Source organism: Commensalibacter nepenthis, assembly GCF_029953305.1.
Taxonomy (GTDB): domain Bacteria; phylum Pseudomonadota; class Alphaproteobacteria; order Acetobacterales; family Acetobacteraceae; genus Commensalibacter; species Commensalibacter nepenthis.
On sequence record NZ_JASBAN010000001.1, the window covers coordinates 634,024 to 649,544 of the forward strand.

18 protein-coding genes are annotated in these 15,521 nt (G+C 39.2%); 13 read left to right on the forward strand and 5 right to left on the reverse strand.

Going from position 1 to position 15,521, the window contains the following annotated elements; genetic code table 11:
- Positions 1-206: 206 nt before the first annotated feature.
- Positions 207-1,424, reverse strand: coding sequence for a 5-demethoxyubiquinol-8 5-hydroxylase UbiM (ubiM, locus tag QJV33_RS02900; protein WP_281461908.1), 1,218 nt, complete (start codon positions 1,422-1,424; stop codon positions 207-209).
- Positions 1,425-1,471: 47 nt separating this feature from the next.
- The gene (locus QJV33_RS02905) at positions 1,472-2,062 is read right to left on the reverse strand and encodes a nitroreductase family protein (protein ID WP_281461909.1); all 591 of its coding nucleotides are present in this window, start codon (positions 2,060-2,062) and stop codon (positions 1,472-1,474) included.
- A 213-nt stretch (positions 2,063-2,275) separates the two neighbouring features.
- Between QJV33_RS02905 and hisB the strand changes: the two genes are divergently transcribed.
- From hisB to nth, 9 genes are read left to right on the forward strand one after another with little or no spacing between them, the layout of a single operon-like run.
- Entirely contained in the window at positions 2,276-2,872 is a 597-nt protein-coding gene (gene hisB, locus QJV33_RS02910) for an imidazoleglycerol-phosphate dehydratase HisB (protein WP_281461910.1), read from the forward strand.
- Complete coding sequence (locus QJV33_RS02915) at positions 2,869-3,225, forward strand: hypothetical protein (RefSeq protein ID WP_281461911.1); 357 nt, start codon at positions 2,869-2,871, stop codon at positions 3,223-3,225. Before hisB ends, QJV33_RS02915 begins: the two co-directional genes overlap by 4 nt.
- A gap of 4 nt (positions 3,226-3,229) precedes the next feature.
- On the forward strand, positions 3,230-3,904 hold the full coding sequence (gene hisH, locus QJV33_RS02920) for an imidazole glycerol phosphate synthase subunit HisH (protein WP_281461912.1): 675 nt from the start codon (positions 3,230-3,232) through the stop codon (positions 3,902-3,904).
- 18 nt (positions 3,905-3,922) lie between these two features.
- Positions 3,923-4,483, forward strand: coding sequence for a hypothetical protein (locus QJV33_RS02925; protein WP_281461913.1), 561 nt, complete (start codon positions 3,923-3,925; stop codon positions 4,481-4,483).
- A 17-nt stretch (positions 4,484-4,500) separates the two neighbouring features.
- Entirely contained in the window at positions 4,501-5,262 is a 762-nt protein-coding gene (gene hisA, locus QJV33_RS02930; RefSeq protein WP_281461914.1) for a 1-(5-phosphoribosyl)-5-[(5-phosphoribosylamino)methylideneamino]imidazole-4-carboxamide isomerase, read from the forward strand.
- Positions 5,256-6,017 (forward strand): imidazole glycerol phosphate synthase subunit HisF, encoded by a 762-nt coding sequence (hisF, locus tag QJV33_RS02935; protein ID WP_281461915.1) that lies wholly within the window; start codon positions 5,256-5,258, stop codon positions 6,015-6,017. The genes hisA and hisF overlap by 7 nt, the downstream gene beginning before the upstream one ends.
- Positions 6,018-6,040: 23 nt before the next feature.
- Positions 6,041-6,385 (forward strand): phosphoribosyl-ATP diphosphatase, encoded by a 345-nt coding sequence (locus QJV33_RS02940; RefSeq protein ID WP_281461916.1) that lies wholly within the window; start codon positions 6,041-6,043, stop codon positions 6,383-6,385.
- Positions 6,386-6,404: 19 nt separating this feature from the next.
- Positions 6,405-6,773 carry a histidine triad nucleotide-binding protein gene (locus QJV33_RS02945; RefSeq protein ID WP_281461917.1) on the forward strand — a complete coding sequence of 123 codons (369 nt, stop codon included), beginning with the start codon at positions 6,405-6,407 and terminating at the stop codon, positions 6,771-6,773.
- Positions 6,774-6,787: 14 nt separating this feature from the next.
- Positions 6,788-7,465: an endonuclease III gene (gene nth / locus QJV33_RS02950; protein ID WP_281461918.1), complete on the forward strand. Its 678-nt coding sequence runs from the start codon at positions 6,788-6,790 to the stop codon at positions 7,463-7,465.
- A 506-nt stretch (positions 7,466-7,971) separates the two neighbouring features.
- Here nth and QJV33_RS02955 read toward each other — a convergent pair.
- From QJV33_RS02955 to QJV33_RS02965, 3 genes are all read right to left on the reverse strand, one after another.
- Positions 7,972-10,026, reverse strand: coding sequence for a ComEC/Rec2 family competence protein (locus tag QJV33_RS02955; RefSeq protein WP_281461919.1), 2,055 nt, complete (start codon positions 10,024-10,026; stop codon positions 7,972-7,974).
- Between the two features lie 156 nt (positions 10,027-10,182).
- The gene (locus tag QJV33_RS02960) at positions 10,183-10,515 is read right to left on the reverse strand and encodes a hypothetical protein (RefSeq protein ID WP_281461920.1); all 333 of its coding nucleotides are present in this window, start codon (positions 10,513-10,515) and stop codon (positions 10,183-10,185) included.
- A 121-nt stretch (positions 10,516-10,636) separates the two neighbouring features.
- On the reverse strand, positions 10,637-10,933 hold the full coding sequence (locus QJV33_RS02965) for a Gfo/Idh/MocA family oxidoreductase (protein ID WP_281461921.1): 297 nt from the start codon (positions 10,931-10,933) through the stop codon (positions 10,637-10,639).
- Positions 10,934-11,229: 296 nt separating this feature from the next.
- Between QJV33_RS02965 and gltX the strand changes: the two genes are divergently transcribed.
- From gltX to plsY, 4 genes are read left to right on the forward strand one after another with little or no spacing between them, the layout of a single operon-like run.
- Positions 11,230-12,633 (forward strand): glutamate--tRNA ligase, encoded by a 1,404-nt coding sequence (gene gltX / locus QJV33_RS02970; RefSeq protein ID WP_281461922.1) that lies wholly within the window; start codon positions 11,230-11,232, stop codon positions 12,631-12,633.
- The gene (locus QJV33_RS02975; protein WP_281461923.1) at positions 12,626-13,561 is read left to right on the forward strand and encodes an aspartate carbamoyltransferase catalytic subunit; all 936 of its coding nucleotides are present in this window, start codon (positions 12,626-12,628) and stop codon (positions 13,559-13,561) included. Before gltX ends, QJV33_RS02975 begins: the two co-directional genes overlap by 8 nt.
- Positions 13,558-14,850 (forward strand): dihydroorotase, encoded by a 1,293-nt coding sequence (locus tag QJV33_RS02980; RefSeq protein WP_281461924.1) that lies wholly within the window; start codon positions 13,558-13,560, stop codon positions 14,848-14,850. The genes QJV33_RS02975 and QJV33_RS02980 overlap by 4 nt, the downstream gene beginning before the upstream one ends.
- Complete coding sequence (gene plsY, locus QJV33_RS02985) at positions 14,847-15,521, forward strand: glycerol-3-phosphate 1-O-acyltransferase PlsY (protein WP_281461925.1); 675 nt, start codon at positions 14,847-14,849, stop codon at positions 15,519-15,521. The genes QJV33_RS02980 and plsY overlap by 4 nt, the downstream gene beginning before the upstream one ends.

Genomic DNA, 15,521 nt, shown 5'->3' on the forward strand with positions numbered 1-15,521 from the left:
TGTAATGAAGGCAAACTATTGATACTGTAATTTCTCATTATTCCAGCGATAGATTTTGCTTTTTTTATTCTTAGCCCCTTTTTGTGTCTGTTTTATATCGTAAAATTCGTTTGTTTGATGAGACAGAATAGATAAAATATATTTGACAATATTTTTCATCATGATAATTTAACGAATCCAAAGATACTTAGTCATTATTTTAGCAACTATTTTGTATCTATTGATGATGAAGGTAAACGCCTTTTTTTATCAATTAGCTGATCCACAACTTTATCTTTAAGGGGTTTCAATAAATTGGCAGCCCGCATTCCCGCTTTCCTTAGCATCCATAACCCTTTTTCTTCACGGGTATATAAAGTGGCAATCGTGTTTGTAATCGTAAACATAGGGAATGTTTTTTGTCTTAAGCGACGTTCATAACGACGAAGCTGTTTGACTGCACCAATCTCTTCACCACGTTCGATTCCTGATTCAACTTCTTGTGCCAAAATCTCTTGCCCAAGCATGGCAAAATTAAATCCATGTGCTGTAATTGGGTGCATCCCAATCGCTGTATCGCCAATTAATGCGGTGTGACGCGTTGCAAAACGATTAGCAAAAACTGTTTTCAGTGGATATACGTGACGCGTAGAAATGGACTTCACTTCACCTAAACGATTTTGTAATCGTTTGCTAATATCAGCTGTAAATGCTTCTTCGTCTAATGCCCTTACCTTGTTCATTTCATCAGGAGGCAATGATAAAACAATCGATGATACATTCCCATTCAACGGCAGTAACGCTATGGTTTGACCTTTATCAAACCATTGTAGTGCAACGCCTTGATGTGGCAATTCATGTTCAAGACGGGTTACCATCATATGGCGATGAAAATCATGTAAATGATGCCCAATTCCAAGACGATCTCTTGTCTTTGAAAATCGTCCATCAGCTAATACTGCTAGCTTTGCGGTAATTATTTGATCTTTTATTTGAATTGTTACGTAATCAACAAAGCAAGACAACTCTTCACAAGATTGTTCTGGTAAAATAGTAATCCCTTCACGGCTTGCGGCTTCTTCAAATAAAGATTTACGAATAGCAAAATTAGGCACTAAATATCCAAGAGCCTCTTCATCTTTCCCCTTGGTATCAAAGGTCAAAGGGTGGTTTTCATCGCCATTCTCTACGCGGGCTTCCTGTATCACAGAAATATTTTCGGGTCGAATACGATCCCACACCCCCATTGATTGCATCAAAGAAACCGTATGATGCGTCAATGCGATTTCACGCCCATCAAAAGATGGATTTTGTAAAACGTGTAATGGTGCTGGATCAATCACAGTCACCTGCAATCCCAATGCCTCCAAAGATAATGCTGCCCCCAAACCAGCAGGACCACCGCCAATTACAACAACATCTTTCTTATCCATTGGTAATGGCATCTTATACTCTCCCAAAATACTAAAATCTTTTTAAAGTCTCAATAACTCTATTTACTATCTACTTTAAATTGAACAGGTTTCCCATTCCAAATAGCAACATAATCATCAATAGCCACACGAGGTGGAGCCACTTCTGCTTCACACAAGGTGCCAATAAATAAAAAACCAAGCATTCGATAAGGTTCCTGAAATCCTAACCCGTCCACAATGTCTTGATTAGCAATTGGACCTGTTACCCATTTAGCGCCAAAGCCAAACGCATGTACCGCATTCAAAACATTCATCACCGCAGCGGAGCTGGCCATTAATTGTTCATCCACAGTCACACTGGTTTTTTCAGTAATTTGACGCATCCCCAACGCAATCACCATTGGGGCGCATGAAAAATTATGCTGCACTTTTTGCAAATAAGAAGCTGGATAATCATATTCTGGTTTTTGCATCGATTGCTCAACCGATTGCAACCATTCAGCTCTATTCTGTTTTGGAATCACAATAAAACGCCAAGGGCGTAACTTACCATGATCTGGCGCACACACTGCCGCAGATAAAATTTGATGTAATTGTTGATCCGAAGGGGCTGGTTCTTTCAAAGCACCACTTGAAAACCGCGAAAGTAAAAAATCAATATTTGACATTTGCTAATCCACTATAATGAATATTAAAGACCATATATCGTATTTTAATATTCAAACACTCTATATCTCGAATAAAATTAAAACGGATATAATTAATAAAAAACTCCTTTTCTTACATTATTATATTTCTATAAGATTGTCTTTTCTTTTTCTTGGCCTTATATTTCTATCTTGTATCGCCAGCAATCATTATCAATGGACACAGAATATTTCATGACTCAACCAAGACAGACCAACATACACAGGCAAACTTCAGAAACTGATATTCAACTGACGTTAAATATCGATGGCACAGGCAAATCAAATATTAATACAGGCATTGGTTTCTTTGACCATATGCTAACTGCGTTGTCTAAACATAGTTTGTTTGATCTTGAGTTACTTGTCAAAGGTGACCTTCATATTGATGACCATCATAGTGTCGAAGATACTGGGATTGCTCTGGGGCAGGCTTTTCGCCAAGTGATCGGTGATAAAAAAGGCATTTGTCGTTTTGGACAAGCCACCGTGCCACTTGATGAAGCATTGAGCGAAGTGATTATTGATATTTCTGGACGTCCTTATCTGGCATGGGATGTTTCATTCCCTACACAAAAAATTGGACAAATGGACACAGAATTATTCGAGGAATTCTTCCGTGGCTTCGTAATGAGTGCCCATATTAATCTGCATGCAATCAAACGTGCTGGACGTAATTCCCATCATATTGCCGAAGCAACATTCAAAGCCACAGCCAGAGCATTACGCAGCGCGTGTGAATTTGATGCACGTGCTTTGAATAATATTCCATCTACCAAAGGTGTCTTGTGAAGTTTTTTACCGTTTATACCAATCCACTATATCCTAAAAATATCAAACTGGTTCCGAATGGTTTTTCATGGATGGTTTTGATTTTAGGTGCTATTGGTTTACTTATCCAAAAAAGTTGGATACATGGATTAATTATCTTCAGCCTATGTATTTCATTACGATTTTGGTTACACCCTCCTTTTGTGTTTTTATTTTTTATCCATTTTTTGCTCGCATGTTTTGCGTATCATTTTCAAAGAACCGAGCTTACATTATCTGGGTGGAAAATTAAAACAATCATCGCAGGACGTAATAAACAAGCTGCTTTATTAAGATTACTCGATCAATATCCTGATCTTGCTCAAAAGATATAATATAATGTCTCATTCTCCTTTAAAAATCATTGTGATTGATTATAATGGCGGTAACCTTGCCTCGGCACAGCGTGCTGCATTATATGCCGCGCAACAAATCAATTTGTCCGTTGATGTAGAAATCAGCAATCATCCAGAAATGATCCTGAATGCAGATCGTATCATTTTACCTGGTCAAGGTGCTTTTGCAGATTGCATGAATGGGTTAAACAATATCCCTCATCTTTTAACAGCATTAGAACAAAGCACCCATAAAGGTACTCCTTTTTTAGGGATTTGCGTTGGAATGCAATTGATGGCACAACGAGGGTTGGAACATCATATTACCGAAGGTTTAGGATGGGTAAAAGGCGAGATCGCTCAAATGACTCCCAAAACTCTACCTCTACCTCAAATGGGATGGAATGAACTGCATTTCAAACCGAACCAACATCCTCTTCTTGAAGGGATTGAGGCTGGTAATCATGCTTATTTTGTGCATTCCTATGCCTTAACGCATGCTGATCCTCAAGATATTATTGCAACGACAGATTATGATGGAGTGACTGTCCCCGCCATTATTGCCAAAGGCAATAAAGTCGGCACACAATTTCACGTTGAAAAAAGCCAAGAAATTGGGTTAAGAATTCTAGCCAATTTTTTAATGTGGGATACTAGTCCGTCCCTTCATAATCATTAATTAACATTAAGTCTTAGAATGGATCATTTTACATCTAGCCTCTTACCCAAAATACAAATTGAACAAATTGCATCTTTAGAGAATGAGGATGATCTTCACTCTCTATCTGAAGCATTAGAGGCGTCAATTATTGCTGGATATCACTGTAAATGGACAAAGCCCCCGCCTCGCCATTTGGTTGAAAACTACTTTAAGAGCGTCTTGTTGGTTTCTGAAAAACTTTTATTTACGGCGCGTCTTGATGGAAATATCACTGGAATCTGTGAGGTGACAACGCCTCCTAAACAAAAAGATTCCTCTTTAATTGCTGCAACCATAGACATATTTGCAGTTGCACCTTATGCATCAAATACTGGTGTTGAGGAACGGCTTTTATCCAAAATGGAACATACTGTTTCGCAGCTTGGGTTTCCTATTATCAATGTCATTATTGATGAAACCCAAAAAAAGTTATTTCAGTTTTATTTGCAAAATGAATACCAACATTGGGCAACTCATCCCTATTATCAAAAAATAGATGGGCAAATTGTCAAAGGCTTGTTGCTCTATAAATCATTTTTAAATACTTCCTCCTCATAATCAGGAAAGCTTTTTTTATGTCATCTCTTTCTTCTCCGCGTCCATTAACCTTATATCCTGCAATTGATTTAAAAAATGGTCAATGTGTTCGATTACGCCAAGGGGAAATGGATCAAGCAACCATCTACTCTGATAATCCAGGCAGCCAAGCCAAAGAATGGCATAAGCAAGGATGTAAATGGTTACATGTTGTTGATTTAGATGGTGCCTTTGCCAAGAAACCTGTGAATATTGAAGCAGTTCAAGCCATTCTTGCAAATTCACAAGTGCCAGTCGAACTTGGTGGAGGCATCCGAGACCTGCAATCTGTTGAATTCTGGTTATCTCAAGGAGTTACGCGAGTAATCCTAGGCAGTGTTGCTGTCAAAAATCCTCAGTTGGTTTATGATGCGTGTAAAGCATTTCCTAATCAAATTGTGATTGGAATTGATGCAAAATCTGGGTTCGTCTCTACAGAAGGTTGGGCAGAAACCTCAGAAATGAAAGCTCTTGATCTTGCTTTAAAACTACAAGATAGCGGTGCTGGAGCCATTATCTTCACTGAAATCCAACGAGACGGCATGTTGTCTGGATTAGATTTAGAACAAACTGCTGAACTGGCACATCATTTATCCATTCCTGTCATTGCCAGTGGTGGTGTAGGGAATTTAGATCATCTACGTGCTTTACGTGAAGTTGCTAACACAGAGCCAAATATTGAAGGGGTTATTGTTGGGCGTGCTTTATACGATGGACGCATCAATATTACCGAAGCATTAAAGGTCTTGGAAACATGTTAAAAACCCGTGTCATCCCTTGTCTTGATGTCAAAGATGGTCGCGTTGTCAAAGGGGTTAATTTTGTCTCTCTACGTGATGCAGGCGATCCTGTAGAACAAGCCCTCGTTTATGACAAAGCTGGTGCAGATGAGCTCACATTCCTTGATATTACTGCCAGTCATGAAAATAGAGATACAATTCTAGATGTCGTAACCCGTACTGCAGAAAGTATCTTTTTACCATTGACCGTTGGTGGAGGTGTTCGCCGTGTAGAAGATATGCGCGCCCTTTTATTAGCAGGTGCGGATAAATGTGCTATTAACTCTGCGGCTATTAAAACACCAGAACTGATTAACGAAGCAGCTAATAAATTCGGCAGCCAATGTGTTGTTGTTGGCGTGGATGCGCGCTCTAATGGCAAAGGCTCATGGGAAATATATACGCATGGTGGTCGTAATCCGACAGGAATTGATGCCATTGAATGGTGTCAACAAATGGCAGAGCGTGGTGCAGGTGAAATCTTATTGACCAGCATGGATCGCGATGGCACAGGCAAAGGATTTGATTTGGAACTGTTAAAAACAGTCTGTAACACGATCAAAATCCCTGTAATTGCCAGTGGTGGTGTGGGAGAGTTACACCATTTTACTGAAGGTGCACAAACAGGTGCCACAGGATTATTAGCGGCAAGTGTCTTTCATTTTGGGCAATTTACAATCTCTCAAGTTAAACAAGAGCTTGCTCAAAACAATATTCCTGTTCGTTTATCCAAATAAAACCAAACCCAAAGAAGATCACCATGAACACTAAGATCAGCGCAGATATCCTGAACCAACTTTATGAAACTATTCTTTCAAGAAAAAATGCAGATCCAAATACCAGCTATTCTGCAAAATTACTTGCGAAAGGTTCCAAAAAAACCGCTGAAAAATTTGGTGAAGAAGCGGTTGAATGTTTGATTGAGTGTGCAACTGGAAATCAAAAAGAATTGATTACCGAAAGTGCTGATGTATTATATCATTTATTGGTCATGTGGGTCAGTGCAGGTGTTTCCCCTGATGATGTATGGCAAGAATTACATCGCAGAGAGGGAACCAGTGGTATCGCAGAAAAAGCTGCACGTTCTAATAATCCTTTGAAATAAATCATGCAAGGAGAAAGCTATGTCTATTAATATCTCAAAATATGATCCTCAAAATGTTTTTGCAAAAATCTTAAGAAAAGAAATCCCATGTAAGGCAATTTATGAAAATGATTTTGTGCTTGCATTTCACGATATTGCCCCACAAGCACCCGTTCATGCATTGGTCATTCCTAAAAACCCATATACATGTTTTGCAGATTTTGCCGAACGTGCTGCTCCTGAAGAGCTTATAGCTTTCAGTAAAGCCATTGCTCATGTTGCTAAAGAGCTGGGGCTAGAAGATAACGGGTATCGTATTATCAGCAATACAGGCAGAGATTCTGGACAAGAAGTCCCTCACTTTCATTTTCATATTATGGGTGGTCGAAAAATGAGCTTTATGGGTTAATTTAATTCTTCACTATGGTAACCAAGAATATCGCATCAGATCAAAAAGTCAAAGCAATGTCTTTGGTAGAAGTACGAACTTTTATCGAACATTTAGCCAAAGAAAATCCTGATGCGAAAAGTGAGCTCAATTATACCTCTCCTTACACGTTGCTTGTTGCTGTTGTTTTGTCGGCACAAGCTACAGACGCATCGGTCAATAAAGCAACAGAGAAGCTCTTTAAAGTGGCTTCTACACCCTCAGAAATAGTTGCTTTGGGTGAAGAAGGCGTTGCACAATATATTAATTCCATTGGTTTATGGCGTGCCAAATCGAGGAATGTTGTTGCTTTATCAACACAACTTCTGGAACAACATGATGGGAACGTTCCTGGAGAGAGACAAGCATTGGAAGCATTACCCGGTGTAGGTCGAAAAACAGCGAATGTTGTCTTAAATATTGCCTTTAATCAAAGCACCATGGCTGTGGATACACATATTTTTAGATTGGGAAATCGCACAGGTCTCGCTTTGGGCAAGGATGTGCTTGCGGTTGAAAAAGCACTGGTCAGGCGAATTCCAAAAGACCTTTTACGAGATTCTCATCACTGGTTGATATTACACGGACGGTATATTTGTAAAGCCAGAAAACCCGAATGTTGGCGTTGCCCTGCAACTATTGTCTGTCATTATCCCAATAAAAATTTAGGTTAACCCAACATTCATTTAAATATTTTACCTTATAAATCCTCATATTGTTTAAAACTACGTAAATAACACAATATTTCCCTAAATAACCACAAATCATTCTTAAATTTGTTACGATATCATAAAATTATAATAATCAATTACTTTTTAATATTGAACAACATAAATGAAAAAATTGCTGATATTTTTACCTCTCGTTTTTATTATTGGTTATTACGGAGATCAAGAATATCTTCTATCTTATGATAATACAAGTTACCAAACATCTCTATATTCCAATGATTATACTATTTATAATTATTACCCTCAATATCCCACTTATCGAAACACTATCAATCATAAACCACATATAAATCAACCACCTCCACCACCATTTTTAAATACTTCAATAAATCACAACAGACCTCAGCCACCGCCTCATTTAGGGCATGATAGAAAGTAAATAAACAGTGAAATAATCCTTTTAAAAAAATACCCACATTCCTTTTAATAAAAGTATTTGCTCTAAAAAATCATTCCTGTTGTGCCATCGGCATCTTAGGAATTCCTCTTTGAATAGATTCCATAACCCAAGGTCGCTGCCCTCTATTCTGTATATCTGTATTTATTGTTAAAGGATGTAACCAAATACTATGCGAGCCATTGATCCAATTCTCTTTTTTATTCACAACAGGGATATTCTTACAAAAAGACTGGTTCCATAAGAAAGATAGCTCTATAATACTTGACTGACATAAATGTTCTTGTTGATTATTTGGAATATTCTTTAATACAATTAAAATTTTTTCATCATCCAAAAAACAATATTCCTGATTACAATATATTCCTGCTTCTTTTGTATTATCCGACACTATTTTGACTGCTGTTGCTTTTGAGACTTTACGCCATTCTTCAGCAGTTAAAGAATCACATCCTCCTTGGCATACCATCAATAGTTGATGATGGTGATTGATCCCTATCATTCGCCCATTAGGTGACGTTATGATAGTAGGTGCTGTTACAAAAAAAATGGAAGATATACCCATGATCATCATCACTATACCACTCCAACGGATGGCTGTGATACATAAACATAAAATACACAATCCAAAGAAATAAAGTATATATCCCCAAGCAGGGAAAAGTGGCACTGTAATACTGGCATAAGGTAAATGGGCAACCCATTCTGCCAACCAAATTACCCAATCTATTCCAAAAAACATCAGGTTTAAAAAAATATAGTCAAGCCCAAAAGCCATTGTGCATAATGCTAACAATCCCAACGGCATAATCCACAACGCCATTAAAGGGACGGCTATTAAATTCGCACAAACAAAATATAAATTTAATTCGTGAAAATAAAACATTATTACAGGAACCACAGCTGATCCTGCTAAGATACTGACCCAAGCGCCTTCTAGAATATATATTTTAATAAAACAATATGTATAAGAATGAACATGTTGATATTTCTTTAACCATCGAAAAATCAACTGATAGCCAGAAACCAAAGCCATAACAGCAGCCATTGACATCTGAAATGACACATCCAATACTGAGGCAGGAGAAAAAAGTAAGAGAAATAATGCAGCTAGCATCAAATTATATTTGGAAAATACAGAACGATTACAAAGTAAAGCCAACATCACAATACTTGCCATAAATAGACTACGCATTGCAGGAATGTGCAATCCTGTTAATATCAAATAACAGCATCCAACACCCCATCCAATAACAATCGCAATGGTTTTGGTTGACCAATATAATGCCAATGTTTGACTGCGCAAAAGCAACCAGCGCACTGTAAAAGTAACAATCCCTATGACGATCCCTAAATGTAACCCTGCGATTGCCAATAAATGCGCCAAACCAGAAGCTGCAAATGCGTGACGTACGTCGGGGGATAACTCTCCACCAATGCCTGTTAATAATATTTGCGCAATGATCCCCGCAGAACCAGCATTCACAGCACGAATATGTGTGGCGATTTTTTCTCTTAATTTTTGTATTGAATAATTGGGTCGAGCAGCAATGATCTTTACAGGCTCTAAGGCATATCCATATGCACCTATATTTCTAAACCAAGATTGAAATTGTAAATCATACCTTTTTATAAATTGAGGTGATGAAGGACGATGCAACATCACTCTTGCTTGCACTATATCGCCATTTCCAAAAGATTGATGATCTTTTGCAGACAGTGTGAATAAGATCACTCTTTTCCACTCTTGTTGATCTGATTCTGGTGCTGTGATAAAACGCACTTGTTGTAATGTAATACGTTGCTTCCCAGTGCTTAAATATTCAATAGATTTAACTTTCCCTTGAACAATCGTTGCACGCGAAGGCACCGCATAAAAAGGCTCTTGGCGATGGGTTTGTAACGACGCCAAGCCAAAACCAAGTGCGACAAGAGTAATTGTCCAACTGATTTGATAGAGACCTAAATACGCCGTATAGTAACGACGTATTATCGCCACCCCTAGCAAACCTAAAACGAAAGATCCAATACCCCAAATGACAGACGGCTCAACAGGGAGTAAAAAATAAGCCAAACATCCAATAGCAAAAGCAATAGGAATCCACAATCTTAGCGATTCCGTTTCAATATATAAATATTGATACATCCTATAGAATATTGCTTGAATATTGTTAACCTTAATAAAATTAATACATAAATAGGTTCTATATTAATATATATTATTAATCTTCAAAGCAAATATTCTATCGATGAGACTATAAAATCATCGACTAATCGTTGCTTGCAAAGCGTCAATAGAGGTTTGAATACCCGCCTCCGTCGACATGGTAAAATCTTCCATTTCCAAGCGAATCCAACCATTATATCCAACCATCCGCACAATAGAGAAAAATTCTTTCCACCATTGCAAATCTTTACCTGCACCAACCGCCACATATTTCCAAGCACGATTGGCAACATCTGTTACTTCTTTTAACTCTAACAACCCATTTACATCAGCCAATTGAATAATATCTTCGATTTCTTTTAAATGACGTTTCCCCATTCCCCCTGGGTCTACAGGATTGCCTGAGCAATTTAGTGCTGCAATTTTCAAGCCAACGCACACCCTCTATTCCAGCATCAATTCCAGGATAGCGACGCGTTTGCAAGAATGCTTCACCCCTTTTCCCTTGGCGTTAATTGCTTGGGCAATCCATAAATAAATATTTACCCAACTATCCCCTAGCACAAACGTTATACCAAAAGTCTTGGGGTTCGTTCTCCATTTTTAGTGCTTCGCTAGCATCTGTATCATCCCCAGAATTAAATCCATGCGTATATTGCAGATCAACTATACGGATTTCGCCCAACATCCCTTTTTTAACCATCATTGCCATTTGTTCAACCAATGGATATCCTGTAAATCCATAAGTTACGCCAATGATTAACCCTTTTTCTTCGGCAATTTTTCGAACTTCATCACATTCTGCAACCGTAAAAAACAAAGGTTTTTCACAAATAACATGCATCATATTGGAAAAAATAATTCTATTTATAAGGCAAAATTTTCTCTATATAGAAAAAAAATCTATAACTATTGGTAAACAACATTTTAAAGAACAACAATAAGAAAGTATGTTTTGATAGATCAACCTATTTTGAAAAGATAAAAAAGAATCATAAACATATTTAAAAAGAACGATTTTAAAACGATGAATAAATATACCAACAAATGTGAAACTAGACTTCACATATATCATTTAAATAATTATAGTATGATCGTTTATACAAAATATATTTTAACTTCGCGCATTCAAGAAAGACGCTTATGACAGTTCGTACACGTTTTGCCCCCAGCCCCACAGGTTTACTCCATATCGGAAATGCTCGCGCGGCACTTTTTAATTATCTTTATGCCAAACATCATAATGGCGAATTTTTATTGCGTATCGAAGATACTGACAAAGAGCGCTCGACCCAACAAGCGGTCGATGTGATTTTTGATGGTTTAGCATGGATGGGATTAACCCCAGATGAAGACCCTATCTATCAATCGACCCGTATTCAAAGACATCAAGAAATCGCTTTACATCTCTTAGAAACAGGCAAAGCCTATAAATGTTTCTGTACCCAAGAAGAACTTGCCGATATGCGTGCCAAAGCACAAGTTGAAGGGAAACCCCCTCGTTATAATGGTTATTGGCGAGATCGTGACTCTTCAGAAGCTCCAGAAAATGCACCTTATACAGTGCGTATCAAAGCCCCACGCGAAGGTGAAACTGTATTACAAGATTTGGTTCAGGGTGAAGTGACCGTCGCAAATATCGAACTTGATGATATGATTATTCTTCGCGCCGATGGTACACCCACCTATCAACATGCGGTTGTGTGCGACGATCATGATATGAATATTACCCATGTTATTCGCGGAGATGACCATTTAACCAATACATTCCGTCAACTCATAATTTATCGTGCAATGGGCTGGGATATTCCGAATTTTGCCCATCTTCCGCTGATTCACGGACCTGATGGTGCAAAACTCTCTAAACGTCATGGTGCCAGCTCTGTTGTAGAATTCCGTGATGAAGGCTATTTACCAGAAGCCCTATGTAATTATCTATTACGCCTAGGTTGGGGACATGGAGACGAAGAGATCCTGAGTCGTGAAGAGCAAATTAAACTGTTTGATCTCGATGGTGTGGGGCGTTCACCATCACGTATGGATTACGCCAAATTAATGTATGTGAATGGGTATTGGCTCCGTCAAGCTGACGATCAAAGACTCGTAAAAGATGTTGTTTCTCGTCTTTCAAAAAATCCTGAATTAATTTTGGATCAAGATCATCAAAATCGTTTATTAACATTAATGCCAGGGTTAAAAGAGCGTGCTAAAAACCTAGTAGAATTGGCTGAAAATGCAAAGTTCATTTTTGCAAAAATGCCTTTATCTTTTACTGAAAAAGCACAAAAACTACTCAACGAAGAAAATTGTGGTATGTTAAGCAAACTTGCATCTCAACTTGCCACCTTAACTCCTTTTACCAAAGAGAGCATTAACCAATTTCTTCATCAATTTGCAGAAACAGAGGCACTCAAGTTAGGCAAAGTCGCCCAACCTTTGCGCGCAGCTGTAACAGGCAGCACGATGTCCCCTGGAATTGACGATACCTTATTGGCTTTGGGCAAAGAAGAAGTGTTGGCTAGATTAGGAGCCATAACCAATGGATAACCCATTTGGACAACATTTCTTGGGAATAGAAGGTCTATCCCCTCATCATATTGAATCTTTACTGGATCGCGCTGATAATTATGCATTGCTAAATCGTTCTCGTAAAACACCCAGAACGTTGTTAAGAGAACGTACACTCATTACGCTCTTTTTTGAGAATAGTACACGAACCAGAACCTCTTTTGAACTTGCTGGTAAAAGATTGGGGGCAGACGTCATTAATATGTCTGTATCCACATCCTCTGTCAGCAAAGGTGAAACGTTATTAGATACTGCCTATACACTCAACGCAATGCGTGCAGATCTATTGGTTATTCGACATTCTCATTCAGGCGCACCAGCCCTTTTGGCACAAAAAGTCGATGCCAGTGTCATTAATGCGGGTGACGGAATGCATGAGCATCCAACCCAAGCATTATTAGATGCTCTGACCATTCGTCGTCATTACGGTACATTATCAGGATTAACCGTTGCCATTTGTGGTGATATTTTACATAGCCGCGTTGCACGCTCTAATATCTTACTTTTAAATACAATGGGATGTAAGGTACGCGTTATCGGACCACCAACATTACTGCCATTAACCATTACGAAAATGGGGGCTACTCCCTATTATTCTATGGATGAAGGTATTAAAGACGTTGATGTTATTATGATGTTACGGATGCAAAAAGAACGCATGCAAGCGGGTCTGGTTCCAAGCAGCAGAGAATATTTCCGTTTTTTTGGGTTGGATCGTCGTCGATTAAACCTTGCCAAGCCAGGTGCTTTAGTCATGCATCCAGGTCCATTAAATCGTGGAGTCGAAATTGACAGTAATGTTGCAGATGACCCAGCCCAAAGCGTGATCCAAGAACAGGTCGAAATGGGGGTTGCGGTTCGAATGGCAGTTCTTGAAAAATTCTCTCAGATAAAGGCTCAACCATGAAACCATTGCTCCTTACCAATGTTCGTTTAATAGATCCTAAATCTGGACTAGATAAAATTGGGCGTTTACTTGTCAAAGAAGGCAAGATCGCAGCTGTTGATATGCCAGAAAGCGAAAAATTACCCGATGCATGCGAAATTATTGATGGACAAGGCGCTGTGCTATGTCCTGGTTTGGTAGATATGCGGGTAACTGTTGGCGAACCAGGTTACGAATATCGAGAAACCATCGCCACAGCTGCCGAAGCCAGTGCTGCTGGGGGAATTACCACCATGGCGATCTTACCCAACAGCAAGCCAGCAATTGACAATCCTGCGCTGGTCACCTTGCTGAAAGCCAAAGGGGAAGAAACACATTCTGTCAATATTTTACCTTATGGTGCGCTAAGTGTGGGGTGCGAAGGCAAGGAAATGGCTGAAATTGGTTTGTTACAAGAAGCGGGCGCGATTGCATTCACCGATGGTAACAAAGCTCTTGAGAATACACGCCTGATGATGTTAACCATGGCGTATGCCAGAGGATATAATTGCCTTGTCGTACAACATCCAGAAGACCCCTCTCTTGCCAGAAAGGGCAGCGCCACGAGAGGTGAATTGGCTACCAAACTAGGCTTACCCTCTATCCCTGCTGCTGCTGAAGCCATCATGATTGCAAGGGATTTACGCCTTGCCGAACTCACAGGATGTCGTTTACATTTTGGTCACGTCTCCACCGCAGAAGGGTTAGGATTAATTCGCCAAGCCAAAGCCAAAGGTTTACCCGTCAGTTGCGATACTGCGCCTGTATATTTTGATTTAAATGAAGACGCTATTGGTGATTTTCGTACTTATGCAAAATTATCCCCCCCATTAAGATCAGAAGAAGATCGCCAAGCCGTTTGTCAAGCGCTTGCTGATGGAACGATTGATGCGATTGCATCAGATCATCTTCCTCGGGATGTTGATGACAAGCGCTTACCTTTTGCTGAAGCTGCTGCTGGTGGCACGGGATTGGTGACATTATTAAGCGTGACTTTATTACAGGTTAAAAAAGGCGATCTCTCTTTGTCGGATGCACTATCCTTATTAACCTATCGTCCTGCAGAATTACTAGGGCAACAGTTTGGTACCTTAAGTATTGGAGTTGATGCTGATCTTTGTTTGTTTGATCCTGACCAAAATTGGTTGGTAGAAGCTGGCAAATTGCCTGGTCGTGCGCAAAACACACCTTTTGACAATCGTGAATTACCAGGCGTTGTTTTAGGCACTTGGAAAGCTGGTCGTCGTGTCTATGCAAGGCAATCATCATGATGTGGCATATTCCTCCTTCTGCAATGCCTTTGATGGTTGGTATTGCGTTAATATCTTATCTGATTGGCAGCATTCCCTTTGGGATGCTTATCAGCCAATTAGGCGGTCTGGGGGATATTCGCAAAATCGGCTCTGGCAATATTGGTGCAACCAATGTTCTAAGAACAGGTAATAAGAAACTTGCAGCACTCACCTTATTATGTGATATGGGCAAAGGGACTTTCGCAGTAGCTTGTGGGTATATATTTGGCACAGGTCTACCAAACCTTAATCCTGCGATATCTATTGCTGCTATTTTTGTCGTGCTTGGACATTGTTTTCCAATATGGTTGGGCTTTAAAGGGGGCAAAGGTGTTGCAACAGGTTTGGGCGCTGCACTTGCCCTGACACCAATTTCTGGCATTTTATGTTGTGCTGTCTGGCTTTTAGGCGCTAAATTATCAAAGATTTCTTCTATGGGTGCCTTAACGGCTTTTATTGCGTGGCCTTTATTAGTCATGATTGAATCTCAATTTGATTTAAAAGCACCTTTGTTATTTCCAGCGTTAATCATCAGCCTGTTGGTGATTTGGCGACACCAAGCCAATATTCAACGATTGATGAATGGCACTGAGCCTCGTATTGGGGATAAAAAAGAACATTCTTCTTTATCTAATCCATCTAATGACTAA

Coding starts and splice junctions, on each gene's coding strand:
- QJV33_RS02905 (WP_281461909.1), bottom strand. CDS start 2,062: ATGTCAAATATTGATTTTTTACTTTCGCGGTTTTCAAGTGGTGCTTTG.
- QJV33_RS02925 (WP_281461913.1), top strand. CDS start 3,923: ATGGATCATTTTACATCTAGCCTCTTACCCAAAATACAAATTGAACAA.
- QJV33_RS02965 (WP_281461921.1), bottom strand. CDS start 10,933: ATGATGCATGTTATTTGTGAAAAACCTTTGTTTTTTACGGTTGCAGAA.
- hisF (WP_281461915.1), top strand. CDS start 5,256: ATGTTAAAAACCCGTGTCATCCCTTGTCTTGATGTCAAAGATGGTCGC.
- hisH (WP_281461912.1), top strand. CDS start 3,230: ATGTCTCATTCTCCTTTAAAAATCATTGTGATTGATTATAATGGCGGT.
- gltX (WP_281461922.1), top strand. CDS start 11,230: ATGACAGTTCGTACACGTTTTGCCCCCAGCCCCACAGGTTTACTCCAT.
- nth (WP_281461918.1), top strand. CDS start 6,788: ATGGTAACCAAGAATATCGCATCAGATCAAAAAGTCAAAGCAATGTCT.
- QJV33_RS02945 (WP_281461917.1), top strand. CDS start 6,405: ATGTCTATTAATATCTCAAAATATGATCCTCAAAATGTTTTTGCAAAA.
- hisB (WP_281461910.1), top strand. CDS start 2,276: ATGACTCAACCAAGACAGACCAACATACACAGGCAAACTTCAGAAACT.
- QJV33_RS02975 (WP_281461923.1), top strand. CDS start 12,626: ATGGATAACCCATTTGGACAACATTTCTTGGGAATAGAAGGTCTATCC.
- ubiM (WP_281461908.1), bottom strand. CDS start 1,424: ATGCCATTACCAATGGATAAGAAAGATGTTGTTGTAATTGGCGGTGGT.
- QJV33_RS02980 (WP_281461924.1), top strand. CDS start 13,558: ATGAAACCATTGCTCCTTACCAATGTTCGTTTAATAGATCCTAAATCT.
- QJV33_RS02940 (WP_281461916.1), top strand. CDS start 6,041: ATGAACACTAAGATCAGCGCAGATATCCTGAACCAACTTTATGAAACT.
- hisA (WP_281461914.1), top strand. CDS start 4,501: ATGTCATCTCTTTCTTCTCCGCGTCCATTAACCTTATATCCTGCAATT.
- plsY (WP_281461925.1), top strand. CDS start 14,847: ATGATGTGGCATATTCCTCCTTCTGCAATGCCTTTGATGGTTGGTATT.